This is a genomic window from Streptomyces sp. NPDC002817 (assembly GCF_053592055.1).
The window spans coordinates 1-19,183 of sequence record NZ_JBSFUY010000024.1 but is presented as its reverse complement, the minus strand read 5'-3'; the positions used below and the strand labels follow the sequence as shown (position 1 = coordinate 19,183).

The following is a 19,183-nucleotide window of genomic DNA, read 5'->3' as shown; positions in this document are numbered from 1 at the left end:
CCCTCGGGGCGAACGGCTCAGAACGGATACCACCGCACCGTCTCGTCCCCGTCCCGCAAAGACGCCACCCGACGCTCGAACTCGGTCAGCGCCTCCGGGTTGACGGGTGCGTGCTGCGCCACCCAGGCGCAGCTCGCCGTCTCGCGGGCGCCCCGGAGGACCGAACAGCCCTCCCACTCGCGCACATCCCAACCGTAGGCCTCGGTGAAGTTGTCGTAGGCCGCGGTGGGCAGCCCGTAGCGGTCGCGGGACAGGGCCATCACCACCAGGTCGTGCTCGCGCAGGTCGGCGGAGAACGTCTCCAGGTCCACCAGGACCGGGCCGTCGGGGCCGATGTGCACATTGCGGGGGAGTGCGTCGCCGTGGATGGGGCCGGGCGGCAGCTGCGGGGTGAGTGCGGCCGCGGCCGCGGCGAAACCGTCCCGGCGCTCTCGGAGGTACGCCGCGTCCGCGGGGTCGATCGCCTCGCCCGCGAGACGCAGCCAGCGTTCCACACCGCCCAGCAGCTCGCGGGGCGGAAGCGTGAAGGCGGGGGAGGGGAGAGCGTGGACCACCCGTAGGAGTTCGGCCAAATCCCGGGGCTCGGCGGGCCGTACGGGATCGGGCAGCCGGTGCCACACCGTCACCGGGTGTCCCTCGACGAGCAGTGCCTTCGGCTCGGCCGCCCGCACCGCCGGCACATCCGCCTCGGCGAGCCACGCCGCGATGTCCAGCTCCCGGCGGGCCCGGTCCAGGAGCTCGGCGTCCCGGCCGACCTTGACGACCAGGTCACCGGAGGCGAACACCGCGTTCTCACCCAGCGCGAGCAGCCGTGCCTCGGCGACCGGCCCGGGGAGCACTCCCGCCGCGGCCAGTACGTCCCGCGCCCGTGCCTCGTCCATCGTCCGCCTCCGTCTCCTCGACCCTGCCCGTGCCGGATGTCCCGGATATGCCGATGTGCTCGTGCACACGGCGTCGACTTCCCGCCATCCGTCGGCCAGTCTCGCATTCGTACAGGTCGGACGGTGTGCGCTGTGCCTTGACGACCCATAACCCCTTCACGACCATGACGGAGGCCCACCGGGGGCGGGGCCTGGCCGGTCCCCGTCACGAGCCGTGCGAAGGAGCCGATCACGTGACAACCGTGACCGAACGGTCGACGCGGGGTGCGCCACGCGCCGGCGCGGACCGGCGGGTGGTGGACCGCGGGGCCTGGTTCCTGGTGCTGCCCGCGCTGATCCCCATCCTGGTGCTGAGCGTCGGCCCGCTGCTGTACGGCATCCTGCTGGCGTTCACGGACGCCCAGTCCGGCCGGACCCGTTCCACGCAGTGGATCGGCACCCTCAACTTCCAGGACCTGCTGCACGACACGCTGTTCTGGGAGTCGTTCCGGATCGGCCTGGTGTGGGCCGTCGGGGTGACCGTGCCGCAGTTCCTGCTCGCCCTCGGGCTCGCCCTGCTGCTCAACCAGGACCTGCGGCTGAGATGGCTGGCCCGTGCGCTGGCGATCATCCCGTGGGCCATGCCCGAGGTCGTCGTCGGTGTGATGTGGCGTCTCGTCTACAACCCGGACGCCGGCGTCCTCAACGAGACCCTGCGCGACCTCGGACTCGGTGACGGCCGTGACTGGCTCAGCGGTCTGGGCACCGCCCTGCCCGCGGTGATCGTCGTCGGCATCTGGGCCGGCATGCCGACCACCACGGTCGCCCTGCTCGCGGGTCTGCAGAACACCCCGCGCGAACTGCACGAGGCGGCGGCGGTCGACGGAGCCGGTGCCTGGCGGCGCTTTCGGACGGTCACCTGGCCCGCCCTGAGGCCGGTCGCCCTCTCCATGATCGCGCTCAACCTCATCTGGAACTTCAACTCCTTCGCCCTGGTCTACGTGCTCACCAGCGGCGGACCCGGCGGCCGCACCCGGCTGCCCATGCTCTTCGCCTACGAGGAGGCCTTCCGCTACGGGCAGTTCGGGTACGCGGCGGCCATGGGATGTGTGATGGTCGCGGTGATCTCCCTGCTCCTCGCCGTCTTCCTGGTGGGCCGGATCAGGGGAGGTGACAAGGCATGAGGACCAGCACCACGGGCCGCGTCGGACAGTACGCCGCCCTGCTCGCGTATCTCGTCTTCCTCGCGTTCCCGTTCCTCTGGCTCATCTCCACCGCCTTCAAGTCGCCCCGGGAACTGGGCAGTCTGCACCCGACCTGGATCCCCGAGGACCCCACCCTCGACAACTTCCGGCAGGCCTTCGACGAACAGCCGCTGCTGCGCGCCGCGGGCAACTCCCTGCTCGCCGCGCTCGGCGCCGCCCTCGTCGCCGTACTGATCGCGACCCCGCTGGCGTACGTCATGGCCCGGCGCCGCACGCTGCTCGCGCGGGCGGCGACCGGCTGGGTGGTGGTCAGCCAGGCGTTCCCGCTGGTGCTGGTGATCATCCCGCTGTTCCTGGTGCTGAAGAACCTTCAGCTGATCAACTCGCTGTTCGGACTGGTGCTGGTGTACGTCGTGTGGGCGCTGCCGTTCGCGCTGTGGATGCTCGTCGGATACGTCCGGGCGGTGCCGGTCGAGCTGGAGGAGGCGGCGGCCGTCGACGGGGCCGGGAGGCTGCGGACCCTGGTGTCGGTGACCGCGCCACTGCTCGCGCCGGGGATCGTGGCGACGGCACTGTTCGCGTTCATCACGGCGTGGAACGAGTTCTTCTTCGCGCTGGTCCTGCTGAAGACCCCGGAGAAACAGACCCTGCCGGTCGTCCTCACCCACTTCATCGGCGCGGAGGGCGTCGCCGACCTGGGCCCGCTGGCCGCCGCCGCGTTCCTGGCGACCCTGCCCTCCCTGGTCGTCTTCGCGATCATCCAGCGGCGGATCACGGGCGGCATGCTGACCGGGGCGGTGAAGAGCTGATGCGAACGCGATGGATCGTCGCCCTGTGCCTGACCCTGCTGCTCACCGCCTGCACCGGCGGCGGTGCAGGCGACGACGACGGCACCGTCACCCTCCGCTTCCAGTCCCTGGCCTGGCAGGAGGAGTCCGTAGCGGCGAACCGGCAGCTGGTGAAGGAGTGGAACGCGACCGACCCGGACGTCAAGGTCGAGTACGTCCAGGGCAGTTGGGACAGCGTCCACGACCAGCTCCTCACCTCCTTCGAGGGCGGCGAGGCGCCGGACATCATCCATGACGCCTCCGACGACCTGGCGGACTTCGCGTACGGCGGCTATCTCGCCGACCTGACCGACCTGCTGCCCGCCCGGCTCACGTCGGACATCCCGCAGCGGAGTTGGGACACGACGACCTTCGGTGACGGTGTCTACGGCGTGCCCTTCCTCCAGGAGCCGCGGGTGCTGATCGCCAACGCCGAGTGGCTGAAGGAGTCCGGCGTACGGATCCCGACCCCCGACGACCCCTGGACCTGGCCGGAGTTCCGGCAGATCACCGACCAGCTGAGCGGCGACGGGAAGTACGGCGTCGCCTGGCCGCTCAAGGAGCCCGTCTCGGCCACGCTCAACCTGTCCCTGTCGGCGGGCGGACAGCTCTTCCACCGGGGCTCCGACGGCAAGGTGACGATCCGGTTCGAGGAGGGCGACGAGGTCGTGCCGCGCACCGTCCACGACCAGGCGAACACCGACCGCAGCGCCTCGCCCACCACTCTCGGCAGCGGTGGCTCGGACACCCTGCCCGGCTTCTTCGGTGGCAAGTACGCGATGGTCCCGCTCGGCTTCTCCTACCGCCAGCAGATCGTCCAGCAGGCACCGAAGGGCTTCGACTGGCAGGTGCTGCCCGCCCCGGCCGGCGCCGACGGGCTCAGTCAGGGCGTCAGCCCGCAGACCCTCTCCGTCGCCGAGGACAGCCCGCACAAGAAGGCGGCGGTCGAGTTCGTCGACTTCCTGCTCCGGCCGAAGAACATGGTGCGCCTCGCGCTGGGCGACTGGATGCTGCCCACCGGCACCGAGGCTCTGAAAGACCCGGCCCTGCGCACGAGCGAGAACGACTGGGCCACGGGGACCGCGCTCGCCGGCCGGCTGCGCTCGGCACCCGCCCAGTCCGTGCGCGGCTACCCCGAGTGGAAGGACAAGGTCGCCACGCCGGCCTTCCAGGAGTACTACAGCGGGGCGATCGGACTCGACGAGCTGCGTGAGCGGCTGGAGAAGGACGGCAATCTGGTGCTCGCCCGCTATCAGCGCTAGCTGTGAGGCTCACGAAAAGAGGTTGCACGAGACGTATCGTCTCGCCTACGGTCGACGCCATGACCACTCCCGCACACATCGCCATGTTCTCCATCGCCGCCCACGGCCACGTGAACCCGAGCCTGGAAGTGATCCGGGAGCTCGTCGCGCGCGGCCACCGCGTCACCTACGCCATCCCGCCGGTCTTCGCGGAGAAGGTCGCCGAGACCGGCGCCGAGCCCAAGCTCTGGAACTCCACCCTGCCCGGCCCCGGCGCCGACCCGGAGGTGTGGGGCAGCACACTGCTGGACAACGTGGAGCCGTTCCTCGCCGATGCCGTCCAGGCGCTCCCGCAGCTGATCGAGGCGTACGACGGGGACGAGCCGGATCTCGTCCTGCACGACATCACCTCGTACCCGGCCCGCGTCCTCGCCCATCGCTGGGGCGTGCCCGCCGTCTCGCTCTCGCCGAACCTCGTCGCCTGGGAGGGCTACGAGGAGGAGGTCGCCGAGCCGATGTGGGCGGAGCCGAAGAAGACCGAGCGTGGACAGGTCTATTACGCCCGCTTCCACGCCTGGCTGGAGGAGAACGGGATCACCCAGCACCCCGACGACTTCGCCGGCCGCCCTCCTCGCTCCATCGTCCTGATCCCCGAGGCGCTGCAGCCCAACGCCGACCGGGTCGACGAGACCGTTCACAGCTTCGTCGGCGCCTGTCAGGGCGACCGCGGCGCGGAGGGCGACTGGCAGCGGCCCGCGGACGCCGAGAAGGTGGCGCTGGTGTCGCTCGGGTCGTCCTTCACCAAGCAGCCCGGCTTCTACCGGGAGTGCCTGAAGGCCTTCGGTGACCTGCCGGGCTGGTATCTGGTGCTCCAGATCGGCAGGAGCGTGGACCCGGCCGAACTGGGCGACATCCCCGCGAACGTCGAAGTACGGGCCTGGGTCCCGCAGTTGGCGATCCTGCGCCACGCCGACCTGTTCGTCACCCACGCCGGCGCCGGCGGCAGCCAGGAGGGGCTGGCCACCGCCACGCCGATGATCGCCGTACCGCAGGCCGTGGACCAGTTCGGCAACGCCGACATGCTCCAGGCGCTCGGCGTCGCCCGGCACATCCCCACCGAGGAGGCCACCGCCGAGACCCTGCGGACCGCCGCCCTCGCCCTCGTGGACGACCCCGAGGTCGCGCGGAAGCTGAAGGACATCCAGACCCGGATGGCCGACGAGGGCGGCACCCAGCGGGCCGCCGACCTCATCGAGGCCGAACTTCCCACCCGCTAGAGGTAGTTCGGCGTGTCGAGACGCGCCTTGTAGACGATCGCCCCGTTGCGGGCCCGGGCGACCCCGCTCACATCGAAGTGGACGTACTGGGTGCCGAAGGCGTTCCCGCCCTCCACGGCACCCGTCCACATCCGCTCGCCGGACGAGTGGTGGACGTACGACTTCACCAGCCGGCGGCTGTGCAGCGGGGCGCTCTTGGTCATGGTCGCCTTGTCGACGGCGTACACGCCGTAGGTGTCCGTGACGAGCAGCCGGCCGGGGTTCCGGTGGTCCGGCTGGAGGTCGTGGGCGCGGGTGAAGGCGTCCAGGCGACGGTCGGTGTCCTCGACCAGCTTGGCCGTGCCGCCCGTCGTCACGATCCGGTACGCCGTCAGCCGCTTCCCGCCCGTCACCCACATCCGCTCCGACTGCGGGTCCCACAGCAGGCCGTGCGCCTGGTGGAACGGGACCGGGCTGCCGGCCTTCACCAGTGAGCCGCTGTGGCTGTCCGTCGGCCGGAACACATGCAGGCTGCCGCCCGTCGCCGAGCCGCCGCCGCTGCCGTGACTGCGGCCCGCGACCACGACCACGCCGGTGCCACGGGCACGTTCGATGGCGTGCGGGTAGTTCGGGACCTTCGCCTCCCACAGCTTCCTCTTGTCCGAGCGGCGGTAGATGCTCGCCGTGCCGCTGGTCGGCGTACCCGTCACGGCCAGCAGGATCCGGCCGTCGCCGTTCGTGTCGCGGAACCGGTGCTCCATGGGGTGGCCCGAACCGGCGGGGTTCAGCGACCACTTGATGTTGGCGTCGGTGAACGGCTTGTTGCGGTCGAAGAGAAAGATCTTTCCCGAATTGACGTCCCCGATGAGGACGTCGAACTGTGCCGGTGCCGCGCTCGCCGGCCCCGCGCCCGCCAGCCCGACGGCCGGCCCGGCCACCGCCCCCGCCAGCACGCCCTTCAACAGGCCTCGCCTGTCCATGTGGTGACCTCCCCCGTGATCGGACCCCGTGTTCGAACGCCCGTGTTCGGCCAGAGACTAGAGGCAGGCGAAGGCCCGTTGGTTCCCCCGGGACACCAACGGGCCTTCAGTCAACGGGCGGACTCAGACAGGGACGCGATCGCCCTCGTCGTCCCGCGCCGACTCCACCACGGCCTCGGGCGCCTCGTCGTGCGTGAGGTCCGGCAGCCGGTTCAGCCACTTGGGCAGATACCAGTTGCGCTCACCGAGCAGTGCCATGACCGCCGGGAGCAGCACACCCCGGATGATCGTCGCGTCGATGAGCACCGCGGCCGCCAGGCCCACACCCATCTGCTTCATGGACTGCATGGACAGCGTGCCGAAGATCCCGAACACGGCGACCATGATGACCGCGGCACTGGTGACGACACCGGCGGTGGTGACCACACCGTGCTGGATCGCGTCCTTCGTCGTACGGCCGCGCAGCCGGGCCTCGCGGATCCGGGAGACCACGAACACGTGGTAGTCCATCGACAGCCCGAACAGGATCACGAAGAGGAACAGCGGCAGCCAGCTGATGATGGCGCCCACACCCTCCGCGCCCACCAGGGACGCGCCCCAGCCGTGCTGGAAGACGGCGACGAGGATGCCGTACGCCGCACCCACCGACAGCAGGTTCAGCACGATCGAGGTGATCGCGATCGTCAGCGAGCGGAACGACAGCAGCATCAACAGGAAGGCGAAGACCACGACGAACGCGAAGACCGGGACGACCGCGCCGGTCAGCTGCTCGTTGAAGTCGTTCGAACCGGCCACCTGCCCGGTGATCGGTGCCTCGAGACCGTCCACCTTGCCGAGCGTGGCGGGCCGCACCTCGTCCCGCAGCTTCTCCAGGCTCTCGCCCGCCTTGTCGAGGTCGGAGCCGCCGACCAGCGGGACGTACACGAAGGCGAGGTTCTGTGCGTCGTGCAGCTTGATCTCCACCGGGCCGCGCGAGGCACCCGAGGCGATCGCCTCCTGCTTGAAGGCGGCCAGCGCGTTCGTCACCTCCGGGGCGTTGATGTCGTCCGCCTTGACGATCACCTCGGCGGGCTCCGAGCCGCCCGGGAAGGCCTCGTTGACCCGGTCGTAGGTCTGCACGATCGGCAGCGAGTCGCCGAACTCCTGGTCCAGCGTGAGGTTCTGGGTCTTCATGCCGACCGCGGGAGCCGCGATCGCGAGCAGCACACCGGCCGCGACGACGACCGAGACCATGGGACGCTTCAGCACGCCGTCGAGGACGACCGTCCAGAACCGGCTCTCCCGGTTGACGCGCCCGCGGTTGCGGCGAAGGCGGCTCTCCGGGTGCAGGAAGGGGATCTTGCCCTTCTCGACCCGATGGCCGAGGAGCGACAGCACCGCCGGCAGCACGGTCACCGAGCCGACCATGGCGACGGCGACGACGATCAGCGAAGCCAGGCCCATCGCCTCGAAGTCGGCGATCCCCGTGAAGAGCATGCCGGCCATCGCCACACACACCGTGACACCGGAGACGATGATCGCGCGGCCACTGGTGGCGGCGGCTATGCGCAGGGCCGTCTGGGCGTCCCGGCCGGCCTCGCGCTCCTCGCGCTCACGGCGCAGATAGAACAGGCAGTAGTCGACACCGACGGCCAGACCGACCAGCAGCATCACCGAGTTGGCGACATCGCCCATCGGCATCACATGGCTGACGATGCCCATCAGACCCATCGTCGCCATGATCGCGGTGATCGCCAGCAGCACCGGCACGAGCGCTGCCACCAGGGCACCGAAGGCCACGAGCAGAATGCCGAGGGCCACGGGCAGGGCGGAGTACTCGGCCTTCTTGAAGTCGTCGCCGAACGCGTCGTCGAACGTCTTCTGCATGCTGGCGCTGCCGATCTCCTCGATCCGCACCGAGGAGTGTTCCTGCTGGACCTTCTCGACCGCGTTCAGCACCGGCTCGACCCGCTCGGCCGCGGTCTCCGCGTCGCCGCGCATGTCGAACTGCACCAGCGCGCTGCGGCCGTCCTTCGAGATCGTGTCGGCGGTGTACGGCGACTGGACGTCCGTGACCTTCCCGGTCGCGTCGACGGCCTTGACGACCGCGTCCACGGCGGCCCGGAACTCGGCGTCCGTCGCCTTCAGCCCGCTGCCCTTCGCCTGGACGAGGACCGTCTCACCGGCCGGTTCCTCGATGTCGGCGTCCTTGATGATCGTCGCGGCGGTGTGCGTCTCGCCCTTCAGGCCTTCGCTCTCGTCGACGTCGACCCGGCCCGCCGCCGAACCGAGTCCCATCGCCAGGACCACGAACAGCACCCAGATGCCGACCGCTGCCCAGCGATGCCGGGCGCTCCAGCCGCCGGCCCGGGCCGCGAGGCCCCGTACGCGTGTTTCTCCGTTCCCCATGACGGGCTTGCCCCCTTGATCGACGTGACGGCCCCCTGCCGCCACGAGACGATGGCGACCCGTGCCGCACACCGTTCGATTCGAAGGTATGGCGCGGATAAAGCCATCTCGTCGTTCTGCCTGGTGAAGTGAGGTGGGCGGGATCGTCCGCTCGGACCCCCCGGACCCTCCTCACTGAGGAGGAGGGTGACCCTTACACCTAACGGCGGCTCTGCGGGGAGGCCATCGGGGAGAGGCCGCCCTAGGGTGTGCCCATGACGACGTATGCGGCGCTGTTGCGCGGGATCAACGTGGGCGGAGCCAAGAAGGTCCCGATGGTGGAACTGCGCACGCTGATCGAGGGCCTGGGCCACGGCGGCGTGCGCAGCTACCTCCAGAGCGGCCAGGCCGTCTTCACCGCCGGCCACGGCGACGAGGAGTCCCTCGCCGCCGAGCTCACGGCCGCGGTCGAGAAGCACTTCGGCTTCTCGGTCGACGTGATCGTCCGCGACCACGCCTATCTCGCCGCGATCGCCGACGCCTGCCCCTTCCCGGCCGCCGAACTGGAGGGCAAGCAGCTCCACGTCACCTACTTCTCCGGGCCCGTCGACGCGGACCGCTTCGCCGCCATCGACCAAGGCGCCTTCCTCCCCGAGGAGTTCAGGCTCGGCGACCGCGCCCTCTATCTCTACGCGCCGACCGGCCTGGGCCGCTCCAAACTCTCCGAACAGCTCGCCAAGCCACGCGTGAACAAGGGCCTGATCGCCACCACCCGCAACTGGAACACCGTCGTCAAGCTGGTGGAGATGACCGCCGCAGAGTGACCTGTCGTGGACCCGAGTGGACGGTGTACGAGGTCACCGTGTCCGGCACGGACGACATCCCGTCGGGCACCTCGCCCGCGGCGACCGCGTCCATCAGGGCGAGGTCGTCGGCGGTGAGATCCGCGTCGTCCATGACCTGCCGCGGGCCCCAGCCGTCCCAGGGGAGCGGCTCCACGCCGTTCAGGGCCGCGAGATCCTGGAGGAGCCTGGCCCGGACGAGCCACAGCCCCCTCAGCCCCGCGACGCTCCAGAACCCGAACGTCGCGGGATCGGCGGCCCCGTCGCGGCACGCCCGCCAGGCGTCCGCGGCCAGGAGGAAGCGATCGCGCGGTACGTCCAGAGGGTCGAAGGGGATGCCGTACGACGGGTGCGTGACCTGCGGGTCGACCAGCCGCCAACTCCCGTCCGGGAGGCGGTACTCGGTGACCCAGTGGTCCTCGTGGAACCCCGCCACGAAGTAGGTCGCGAAGCCGCCGCGGATCCGCGCGGGCGTCCCCGTCGCCCGCAGCAGCGAGCACAACAGCAGGGAGAAGTCCCGGCAGGTGCCCACGAACCGCTCGTGCGGCGCGCGGGCCTCGGTGAGCGGCGCGTCCCGGCGTTCGCGCAGGATCCGCAGGATCTCGGTGACGTACCGCGACTCGGCGTCCTCGTGCAGCCGTTCCTCCGGGACGGTGTACCCGAAGCGCCGGCCTTCCAGCCGATGGATGATCAGATCCCGTACGAGACGGGTGAGTTCAGCCGGATCGCGCGGCAGGCCGGTGAGGTCCAGGTTCCCCGGGTCGCTGTACGGGGTCTGGTGCAGGTAGCTGTCCATGGCCGGGGAGCCTCGGCCTTTACCCAAGGACAAGGTCAAGCGTGCGAGGCTCGTCCCATGCGTTACATCATCATCGGAGCAGGGGCGGTCGGCGGGACCATCGGCGGGCGGCTCGCGGGGTCGGGGCACGAGGTGGTCCTGGTCGCGCGTGGCGCCCATCGTGCGGCGCTGGAGGAGGGCGGGCTGCGGCTCAGGGTGCCGGAGGGTGAGCTGACGTACCGGCTGCCGGTCGTCGAGGAGCCCACCGGGCTCGGTGAGCTGCGCGCCGACGACGTGCTCGTCCTCGCCGTGAAGACCCAGGACAGCGCGGCCGCCCTCCAGATCTGGGGCCCGGCACCGGTCGCGGGCGGCGGTACGGCGGCCGAGCGGCTGCCGCTCCTGTGCGCCCAGAACGGCGTGGAGAGCCAGCGGCTCGCCCTGCGGGTCTTCCGGAACGTGTACGGCGTCTGCGTCTGGCTGCCCTGCACCTACATCGAACCGGGCGTCGTCAGCGCCGCCGGCAGCCCGCTCACCGGCATCCTCCACCTCGGCCGCTACCCGCACGGCACCGACGAGACCGCCCGGCTGGTAGCCGCCGACCTGGAGAAGTCGCACTTCGAGGCGCCGGTCACGCCGGACGTGGCGCGCTGGCAGTACGCCAAGCTGCTGGCCAACCTCGGGAACGCGCTGGAGGCCGTCACCGGGCCGATGGAGAGCACGGAGGCGGTGGCGCTCTTCGAGCGCGTGAAGGCCGAGGGCGCGGCCGTCCTCGAAGCCGCCGGGATCCCGTACGCGGACACCGAGGAGCAGAAGGCGGTCCGCGGCGACAAGGTCTTCCTCGTCCCGCTCCACGGCACCCCGCGCGGCGGCGGCTCCTCCTGGCAGTCCCTCACCCGCGGCACCGGCACCATCGAGGCCGACTACCTCAACGGCGAGATCGCCCTTCTCGGCCGCCTCCACGGCCTACCGACCCCGCTCAACGACCTGCTCCAGCGCCTCGCCAACACCTTCGCCCGCGAGCGCCGGGCGGCGGGAGCGATGCCGGTGGCCGAGCTGATGCGGCTGGCCGACGACGCGGAACGCTGAAGACCGGGCGGTGCCGCCCGGCGCCTCGACCGCGACAGGAGGGATACGTCAGCTCTTGTCACCGCGCCACTCACCGTTGCGCTGCGCCCAGCGGACGGCGGGTGCCACCGCCAGCCCCGCGGCCGCGAACAGGACGCCGAGCACCACCCAGCCCGCCGAACCGTGCTGGATCGCGGTCACCGTGACCAGCGCGGGGCCGGCCATCATGCCCGCCGACATGCCCGCGCCGAACACCCCCTGGTACACCCCGTGGGCGCGGGAATCGGCGAGCTCGTAGCCGAGCGTCCAGCCGCCCGCCGCGGACAGCACCTCGGCGAAGACCTGCACGACCGCGCCGACACTCAGCGCGAGCACCGCCCACACCGGCGACAGGCCCGACGACAGCGCGTACACCGCACAGGCCGCCGAGAGCAGCAGCCCCGAGAAGCCCATCGCCCGTACCGCGGACGGGACTTGGGAGGCCCGGCGGGCCACCCGTACCTGGAGCAGTGCCACCAGCACACAGTTGAGGATCATCAGCAGGGCCGCCGTCCAGCGCGGCGCCTCGGTCCGCTCGACGATCCACAGCGGCAACCCGACCTCGCTCAGCGTGTACTGCGCGACCAGGATCGCGTTCAGCACGGTCACCGCGAGGAACGGCAGGTCGCGCACCGCCCGCCAGCGGTCGGCGGCCGGGGCGCCCGGCGCATGGGCCGTCCGCTCCAGGGCGTGCGGTGCCAGCGGCAGCCGGGGGAGCAGCAGGGCGGGGCCCGCGAACGACAGGGCGTTGACCACGATCACCGTCATATAGGCGCCGCGGGTGTCGAGTTGGAGGGCGATCGCACCGAACACGCCGCCCACGCCCATGAAGACGTTCGTCACCATCCGCAGATAGGCCCGCGCCTCCACCCGGGTCGCCGCGGGCAGCACATCGGCGTAGATCGCGCCCTGCACCCCGCGGCTCGCCATCTGCAGCCCCGTCGCGCAGACCGCCGCGACAAGGAACCCGACGTACGACTGCACCAGGACGTACGCGGCCGTCGCCACCCCCGTCCCCGCCCACAGCCACGCCCCCACCTGCCGGGCACCCCACCGGTCCGCGGCCCGCCCCGCCGGCACCCCGGCCGCCACCCCGACCAGGCCCGCGCCCGTCATCCCGAGCCCCACCGAGGTGGCGTCGAGGCCGACGACGCGGGTGAAGTACAGGACGCCGAGCGGGAAGTAGAGCCCGTTGCCGAGGGAGTTGACGGCGGTGAGCAGGGCGGCGCGGCGCAGCGTCGGGTCGGTGGGGAGCCGCGAGGGACGCAGCTCCCGGCCGGCGGAGGCGGGCACGGCGGCGGGTGTCGTGGTCATGCGGACATCCCACCCGGCGGCCGGCCCGCGCCGACAATGATTTAGCGTGGCACTAAATGATTGAGTTCCGCTTCGAGGTCGGCGACCTCGCCACCACCTCCTTCGCGTACTCCCCGCTCCAGGAGACGGTGTTCTCGCTGCGCTGTCTGCACGACCCGGCCCGCTACCCGCACCACCGGCCGTGGCTGCGCCGGATGCGCCCTCGCCTCGAAGGCCTCGACCACGAACTCCTCACCGCCCTCACCACCCCCTGGCTGTGGGTGCCGGACTTCCTCACCCCGCGCCCCGAACGGGCCCGCCCCGCCTTCGCGGACGAACTGGACCGGGTCCGCCGTACGCCCCGGGACGTCCTGGAGGCCGACTTCCGTGCCGCCTACCGGACCGAGGACGCGCTGCCGCCCGTCGTGGCCCGGGGCCTCGCCGAACCGGAGGCCTTCCTCGCCCGGGTCGCGGACGCACTCGCCGCCTACTGGCACACCTGCCTGGTCACCGACTGGTGGCCGCGCGTGCAGAGCATCCTGGAGGCCGATCTCGCCCACTACGGGCGGGTGTTGGCGGAGCAGGGCGCCGGCGCGATGTTCGAGGACCTCGACCGGCGGCTCTCCTGGACCGACGGCCGACTGACGCTGTCCACACAGGACTTCATGCAGCAGGCGCCATGGGGCGACACCAGCATCGCGGGACGCGGCCTCGTACTGCTGCCGACCATGTTCGCCCGCGGCGCCCAGCCCCTGATCGACCCCGACCGCCCGCCGACCCTCGTCTACCCGGCCCGCGGCCGCGCCACCCTCTCCGAGGAACCGCCCCCGGTCACCGACGACGCCCTGACACGTCTGCTGGGCCGCCCCAGGGCCGGACTCCTGCTGCTCCTCGCGGAACCCGCCTCGACGACCGAACTGGCCCACCGCCTGAACGTCACGCCGGGTGCGGTCAGTCAGCATCTCGCGGTGCTCTACGACGCGGGACTGCTCAGCAGGACACGCAGCGGGAGGGTCGTCCGGTATGCGCGCACGAGGCTCGGAGACGACCTGTGCCGTTGAGCGGACTCCGCCGGCACCTGCCCAGGGGCGCGGGGCTGTATCGATTTGCGGCTCCGCCGCGTGGGCGCGACCAGCCCCCACCGCCCCGCGGACGGCTACGCGCCCACTACCGCCAGTGTCGGCACCCGAGCCTCGTCGTACCGCTCCAACAACACCCGCGCCACCTCCGGCGACGGGCCGAGCACATCGGCGAGCACATCCGCCTCCGCCGCGCCCCGCGCGATCCGGTCCGGCAGGAAGCCGGGAGCGAGGACGTACGGCGCGACGGCCACCCGGGGGCAGCCCAGGGAACGGAGTTCGCGGACCGCGTCCTCCGTGCGGGGCAACGCGGCGGAGGCGAACGCAGGCCGCACGGCACACCAACCGGTGCGCCGCCACTCCCGCGCGATTGCTGCGATCACTGCGATCGCCTCCGGGTCCGTGGACCCCGCCGAGGCCAGTACGACCCCGGTCGAGGACTTGTCGGCGGGCGTCAACCCCGCCTCGAACAAACGCCGTTCCAGCGCCGACAGCAGGAGCGGGGACGGGCCCAGCACCTCCGCCTGGCGGATCCGCAGCTGCGGCGGAGCGTCCCTGAGGACCGCGGGGATGTCCGCCTTCGCGTGGAACGCGCGGGTCAGCAGCAGCGGGAGGGCGACCACATCACGGACGCCCTCCGCCGCGAGCGACTCCAACACCCCCTGGACGGAGGGGACGTTGAAGTCCAGGAAGCCGGTCTCCACCCGTACACCGGGGCGCATGGAGCGCACCCGGCGGACGAGGGCGTGCACCGTCGCGGCGTGCCGTGGATCACGGCTGCCGTGGGCGATCACCAGAAGGACGGGGCGGACCGGCTTGTCGTGCATGCGAACCTCAGCTCTTCACCAGCAGACCGCGACTGCGCAGCACCCGCCGCTCCAGAGGGCTGAAGACCAGCAGGTCGACGGCGATACCGACGAACAGGATCAGGAAGATGGCCTCGAAGATCATCGGCATGGAGCTGGCGTTGCGGCCGTTCTCCAGCAGCGCGCCGAGACCGATGCCCAGATCGGGCGAGGAGGCGATGATCTCCGCCGCCATCAGCGAGCGCCAGGAGAACGCCCAGCCCTGCTTCAGACCGGCCAGATAGCCGGGCAGCGAGGCAGGCAGGACGATGTGCCAGGCACCCTTCCATCCGGTCGCGCCCATCGTGCGGCCGGCCCGCAGGAACAGCGGCGGCACCTGGTCGATGCCGGAGACCAGACCGTTGGCGATGGACGGGACCGCACCGAGCAGGATGACGGCGTACATCATCGAGTTGTTCAGGCCCAGCCACAGGACCGCCGGCGGCACCCACGCCACCGACGGCAGCGACTGGAGACCCGACAGGACCGGTCCGATCGCCGCACGGATGAACTTCACCCGGGCCACGACCAGACCCAGCGGGGTGCCGATCGCCAGCGCCAGCAGGAAGCCGAGCAGACCGCGCTCGACGCTGGTCCAGATGTAGCCGAGGAGCTTGCCCTCCAGCCAGGCGTCCTTGAACTCGGCGGCCACATCGCCGGGAGAGGGCAGCTTGGTCGGGTCGGTGACGATGTCGAACGAGATCAGCGCCTGCCAGATCACCAGGACCACGGCGGTCGCGACGAGCGGCGGAAAGATCTTCTCGCGGAAGGTCTGCCGGAACGGCGGCCGGCCCGTGACCTGGGTGTCCAGCGCGTCGAGGCCCGCCTCTACGCTCCCGGTGTCCTGGACCGGTGTCGTGTCAGTGCTGGCCATGACGGCGGATCTCCCCACGCAGTACATCGGTGATCTCAAGGGACAGTTCGGCGACCGGGGCGTCCTCGATGCGGCGCGGCTGCGGGATGCCGACCGTCCACTCGCGGGCGATCCGGCCCGGCCGCGACGACAGCAGGATCACGCGCTGCGCGAGCCGCACCGCCTCGCGCACGTTGTGCGTGACGAACAGGACGGAGACCCCGGTCTCCTGCCAGATACGGGTGAGCTCGTCGTGCAGCACGTCCCGCGTGATGGCGTCGAGAGCCGAGAACGGCTCGTCCATCAGCAGCAGGCTGCTCTCCTGGCCGAGAGCCCGGGCCAGCGCCGCGCGCTGGCGCATACCGCCCGACAGCTCGTGCACCCGCTTGCCGTGCGCGCCCTGCAGCCGCACGAGTTCGAGCAGCGACTCCGCCTTCTCGCGCCGCTCGTTCTTCGGAACTCCCCTGAGCTTGAGGGCGAGTTCGATGTTCTTGCCCGCCGTCAGCCACGGAAGCAGAGCGTGTTCCTGGAACATCAGGGCAGGGCGCCCGTCCGTCTTGATGCTGCCCGCGCTCGGGTCGTCGAGACCCGCGACCAGGTTGAGCAGCGTGGACTTGCCACAGCCCGAGGCCCCCAGGAGGGTGACGAACTCGCCCGGTGCGACATCGAGGGTGATGTCGTCGAGGACGAGCTGCTGCCCGGCGGGACCCGCGAAGGACTTCGAGACATGCTCGATCCGGGCGGCGTACTCGACTGACTCGGCCTGCTCGGCCTTGGCAACCGCGGTGGCCATGGTCGTCACCTCCTGGGGACTTAGGGGGTCAGGACTTACTTGACGCCGAGACCGGCGTCGTCGACCGTGCTCTCACCCGCGGCCTCGAGGACCTTGTTCAGAAGCGTGAGGTCGTAGATGCCGTCCAGCAGCGGGTCCTCCAGCAGACCGGCCTTCACCGCGTGCTCCGCCTCGGTGTTGAGGGTGGTGGCCAGCGGGTCGTTGGTGAACTGGATGGACTTCCACGCCGGGTCCAGGACGTCCGTCGGGAGCGCCTTGCCCGAGTCGGCCTCCAGCTGCTTGTTCGCCGCGGCCTTGGCCTCGTCCGGGTTGGCGTTGATCCACTTGTTGGCCTCGACCGAGGCCTTCAGGACCGCCTCGACGGCCTTCGGGTGCGCCTTGAGGAACTTCTGCGACACGATGATGTTCGTGATCACGAACTTCTTGTCCGGCCACAGGTCAGCCTCGTCGAGGAGCACCTTGCCGCCCTCGGCGACCAGCTTGGACGCGGTCGGCTCCGGCACCCAGGCGCCGTCGATGGAACCGGACTTGTAGGCGTCCGGGGTGACCTTGTTGTCGGTACGGATCACCGACACGTCGCCCTTGCCGCTCTCGGCGTCGACCTTCCAGCCCTGGTCCGAGATCCAGTTGAGGAACGCCACGTCCTGCGTGTTGCCCAGCTGCGGGGTGGCGATCTTCTTGCCCTTGACGTCCTTCAGGGACTTGATCTTCTCCGGGTTGACGACGAGCTTCACGCCGCCGGACGCCGAACCGCCGATGATGCGCAGGTTGGTGCCCTTGGACTTGGTGAAGCCGTTGATCGCCGGGGAGGGGCCGATCCAGCCGATGTCGATGGAGCCCGAGTTGAGGGCCTCGATCTCGGAGGGACCGGCGTTGAACACCTGGTACTTCGCTTCCGTGGCGCCCAGCGCCTTCTGGAAGTAGCCCTTCTGCTTGCCGACCAGCGCGGTGGCATGGGTGAGGTTGCCGAAGTAGCCGATCTTGACGGAGTCGAGCCCGTCGATCTTCTTGGCCCCGGCGGCGACCTTGGCGGTGCCCTCGTCCTTCGACTCGGAGCCGTAGCCGCAGGCGGCGAGGGTGAGAAGGGGGAGCGCGGCTATGACCGCGAGGGTGCGACGAAGAGCGGGTGTAGCAGGCACGGGAGGTGTTCCTCTCGGAGGCCCGGCGGTCACGGTCTCTCAGGTCGTGGCCGGGAGGTCGGCAGGTCTGCGTCTACGGCGGTGGGGGGTGAGGGCGCGCAAGCGGTGCGCGTACGTCAAAGCGCACATCGCGCCACTCCGCCCTGCCCGCTGCCGAGCGCACCGCTGCCGACGCGGCCGCCCTCCTTCGCGAACGTGGAGTAGTAGTCGGTGGCCTTCATGTCAGAAGTCCCACCCGTCGTCCTCGGCCGAGTCCTTGACGGGCTCCGGGGACGCGAACGACTCGCCGACCATGCCCGCGGTGAGCGTGGTGCCGTCGTTCGGGTCGATCAGGATGAACGAACCGGTACGCCGGGAGTCGGCGTAGGAGTCCACCGGCAGCGGCTCCGCGGTGCGGACCTTCACACGGCCGATGTCGTTGGCGACGAGCTGTCCCGGGTGCGGGTGCAGGGACAGGTCGTCGAGCGTGAGACGGGACGGGATGTCCTTGACGATCGCCTTCACCGTGCGGGTGCCGTGCTTGAGCAGCACCCGGTGACCGACGGTCAGCGGCGCGTCGGCCACATGGCAGACGGTCGCCTCGATGTCCTGGGTGGTCGGCGGGGCGTCCTTGCTGGGCACGATCAGGTCGCCGCGCGAGATGTCGATGTCGTCCTCCAGGAGAACCGTCACCGACTGCGTCGTCCAGGCGATGTCGACCGGCTCGCCCAGCAGGTCGATGGCGGCGATCCGCGAGCCACGGCCCGACGGCAGCACGGTCACGGCCTCGCCGACACGGAACGAACCGGCGGCGATCTGGCCCGCGTAACCCCGGTAGTCGGGGTGCTCGGCGGTCTGCGGACGGATCACGAACTGCACGGGAAGGCGCGCGTGGCAGTGGCTCAGGTCGTGGGTGACCGGGACCGTCTCCAGGTGCTCCAGGACGGTCGGGCCGCCGTACCAGTCCATGTTCGCGGACGGCTCCACCACGTTGTCACCGGCGAGCGCCGAGATCGGGATCGCGGTGACCTCCGGGACGCCCAGTTCGAGCGCGTACGCCGTGAACTCCTCGGCGATCGCGGCGAACACGGACTCCTGGTGGTCGACGAGGTCCATCTTGTTCACGGCGAGGACCACGTGCGGCACCCGCAGCAGCGCCGCGAGGGCGGCGTGCCGGCGGGTCTGCTCGACGACACCGTTGCGGGCGTCGATCAGGATCACCGTCAGCTCGGCCGTGGAGGCACCCGTCACCATGTTGCGGGTGTACTGCACGTGCCCCGGGGTGTCCGCGAGGATGAACCGGCGCTTGGCGGTGGCGAAGTAGCGGTACGCCACGTCGATGGTGATGCCCTGCTCGCGCTCGGCGCGCAGACCATCCGTCAGCAGCGCCAGGTCCGGGCCTTCCTGGCCGCGCGAGGCGGAGACGCGCTCCACCGCCTCCAGCTGGTCGGTGAGGACCGACTTGGAGTCGTGCAGCAGTCGGCCCACCAGCGTGGACTTGCCGTCGTCGACCGAACCGGCGGTGGCGAACCGCAGGAGCGTGGTCTCGGAGAGTTCCGTGGTCGTGCTCATGCTTAGAAGTACCCCTCGCGCTTGCGGTCTTCCATCGCGGCCTCGGACATCTTGTCGTCGGCGCGGGTCGCGCCCCGCTCGGTCAGCCGGGAGGCGGCGATCTCGACGATGACGTCGTCCAGCGTCACCGCGTCGGAGTCGACGGCGCCGGTGCAGGACATGTCGCCGACGGT

General features: G+C 70.7%; 16 protein-coding genes and 2 pseudogenes. 7 read left to right on the top strand and 11 right to left on the bottom strand.

Annotation, left to right across the window (positions count from 1 at the left end):
* Positions 1-17: 17 nt before the first annotated feature.
* Positions 18-881 carry a phosphotransferase enzyme family protein gene (locus tag ACWD3I_RS34040; protein ID WP_365397720.1) on the bottom strand — a complete coding sequence of 288 codons (864 nt, stop codon included), beginning with the start codon at positions 879-881 and terminating at the stop codon, positions 18-20.
* 233 nt (positions 882-1,114) lie between these two features.
* Between ACWD3I_RS34040 and ACWD3I_RS34035 the strand changes: the two genes are divergently transcribed.
* The 4 genes and pseudogenes from ACWD3I_RS34035 (at position 1,115) to mgt (ending at position 5,410) form a co-directional block, all read left to right on the top strand.
* Complete coding sequence (locus tag ACWD3I_RS34035) at positions 1,115-2,044, top strand: carbohydrate ABC transporter permease (protein ID WP_451084256.1); 930 nt, start codon at positions 1,115-1,117, stop codon at positions 2,042-2,044.
* Positions 2,041-2,874, top strand: coding sequence for a carbohydrate ABC transporter permease (locus ACWD3I_RS34030; protein ID WP_365397723.1), 834 nt, complete (start codon positions 2,041-2,043; stop codon positions 2,872-2,874). Before ACWD3I_RS34035 ends, ACWD3I_RS34030 begins: the two co-directional genes overlap by 4 nt.
* On the top strand, positions 2,874-4,154 hold the full coding sequence (locus ACWD3I_RS34025) for an ABC transporter substrate-binding protein (RefSeq protein WP_365397726.1): 1,281 nt from the start codon (positions 2,874-2,876) through the stop codon (positions 4,152-4,154). The genes ACWD3I_RS34030 and ACWD3I_RS34025 overlap by 1 nt, the downstream gene beginning before the upstream one ends.
* Positions 4,144-5,410: pseudogene (mgt, locus tag ACWD3I_RS34020) on the top strand (macrolide-inactivating glycosyltransferase). The gene ACWD3I_RS34025 and the pseudogene mgt overlap by 11 nt, the downstream one beginning before the upstream one ends.
* On the opposite strand, the gene ACWD3I_RS34015 reads toward mgt, so the two are convergent.
* Both ACWD3I_RS34015 and ACWD3I_RS34010 read right to left on the bottom strand, forming a co-directional pair.
* On the bottom strand, positions 5,407-6,369 hold the full coding sequence (locus ACWD3I_RS34015; RefSeq protein WP_365397729.1) for a hypothetical protein: 963 nt from the start codon (positions 6,367-6,369) through the stop codon (positions 5,407-5,409). The pseudogene mgt and the gene ACWD3I_RS34015 overlap by 4 nt on opposite strands.
* Before the next feature lie 123 nt (positions 6,370-6,492).
* Positions 6,493-8,757, bottom strand: a complete 2,265-nt coding sequence (locus ACWD3I_RS34010; protein ID WP_365397731.1) for an MMPL family transporter — start codon at positions 8,755-8,757, stop codon at positions 6,493-6,495.
* Positions 8,758-9,011: 254 nt separating this feature from the next.
* Between ACWD3I_RS34010 and ACWD3I_RS34005 the strand changes: the two genes are divergently transcribed.
* Complete coding sequence (locus ACWD3I_RS34005) at positions 9,012-9,560, top strand: DUF1697 domain-containing protein (protein ID WP_365397734.1); 549 nt, start codon at positions 9,012-9,014, stop codon at positions 9,558-9,560.
* Here the strand turns inward: ACWD3I_RS34005 and ACWD3I_RS34000 are convergent.
* Positions 9,529-10,374: a transglutaminase-like domain-containing protein gene (locus ACWD3I_RS34000; RefSeq protein ID WP_365397737.1), complete on the bottom strand. Its 846-nt coding sequence runs from the start codon at positions 10,372-10,374 to the stop codon at positions 9,529-9,531. The genes ACWD3I_RS34005 and ACWD3I_RS34000 overlap by 32 nt on opposite strands.
* Positions 10,375-10,431: 57 nt before the next feature.
* Here ACWD3I_RS34000 and ACWD3I_RS33995 point away from each other — a divergent pair, with 57 nt between their 5' ends.
* A complete protein-coding gene (locus ACWD3I_RS33995) occupies positions 10,432-11,439 on the top strand; it encodes a ketopantoate reductase family protein (RefSeq protein ID WP_365397740.1) in 1,008 nt (335 codons plus the stop codon).
* 48 nt (positions 11,440-11,487) lie between these two features.
* On the opposite strand, the gene ACWD3I_RS33990 is transcribed toward ACWD3I_RS33995, so the two are convergent.
* A complete protein-coding gene (locus tag ACWD3I_RS33990; RefSeq protein ID WP_365397743.1) occupies positions 11,488-12,771 on the bottom strand; it encodes an MFS transporter in 1,284 nt (427 codons plus the stop codon).
* Positions 12,772-12,827: 56 nt separating this feature from the next.
* On the opposite strand from ACWD3I_RS33990, the gene ACWD3I_RS33985 reads away from it, so the two are divergent.
* Complete coding sequence (locus tag ACWD3I_RS33985) at positions 12,828-13,811, top strand: ArsR family transcriptional regulator (RefSeq protein WP_365397746.1); 984 nt, start codon at positions 12,828-12,830, stop codon at positions 13,809-13,811.
* Positions 13,812-13,906: 95 nt separating this feature from the next.
* Here the strand turns inward: ACWD3I_RS33985 and ACWD3I_RS33980 are convergent, their stop codons facing one another.
* The 6 genes and pseudogenes from ACWD3I_RS33980 to ACWD3I_RS33955 form a co-directional block, all read right to left on the bottom strand.
* Positions 13,907-14,656, bottom strand: coding sequence for a sirohydrochlorin chelatase (locus tag ACWD3I_RS33980; RefSeq protein ID WP_365397749.1), 750 nt, complete (start codon positions 14,654-14,656; stop codon positions 13,907-13,909).
* Positions 14,657-14,663: 7 nt separating this feature from the next.
* Entirely contained in the window at positions 14,664-15,548 is an 885-nt protein-coding gene (locus ACWD3I_RS33975; protein WP_365397752.1) for an ABC transporter permease, read from the bottom strand.
* Positions 15,535-16,320: an ABC transporter ATP-binding protein gene (locus tag ACWD3I_RS33970; protein WP_365397755.1), complete on the bottom strand. Its 786-nt coding sequence runs from the start codon at positions 16,318-16,320 to the stop codon at positions 15,535-15,537. The genes ACWD3I_RS33975 and ACWD3I_RS33970 overlap by 14 nt, the downstream gene beginning before the upstream one ends.
* Positions 16,321-16,355: 35 nt before the next feature.
* Positions 16,356-17,459: an aliphatic sulfonate ABC transporter substrate-binding protein gene (locus tag ACWD3I_RS33965; RefSeq protein WP_365397758.1), complete on the bottom strand. Its 1,104-nt coding sequence runs from the start codon at positions 17,457-17,459 to the stop codon at positions 16,356-16,358.
* Between the two features lie 222 nt (positions 17,460-17,681).
* Positions 17,682-19,010, bottom strand: a complete 1,329-nt coding sequence (locus ACWD3I_RS33960) for a sulfate adenylyltransferase subunit 1 (protein WP_365397761.1) — start codon at positions 19,008-19,010, stop codon at positions 17,682-17,684.
* A 2-nt stretch (positions 19,011-19,012) separates the two neighbouring features.
* Positions 19,013-19,183 (bottom strand): annotated as a pseudogene (locus tag ACWD3I_RS33955) (sulfate adenylyltransferase subunit CysD); the annotation flags it as partial.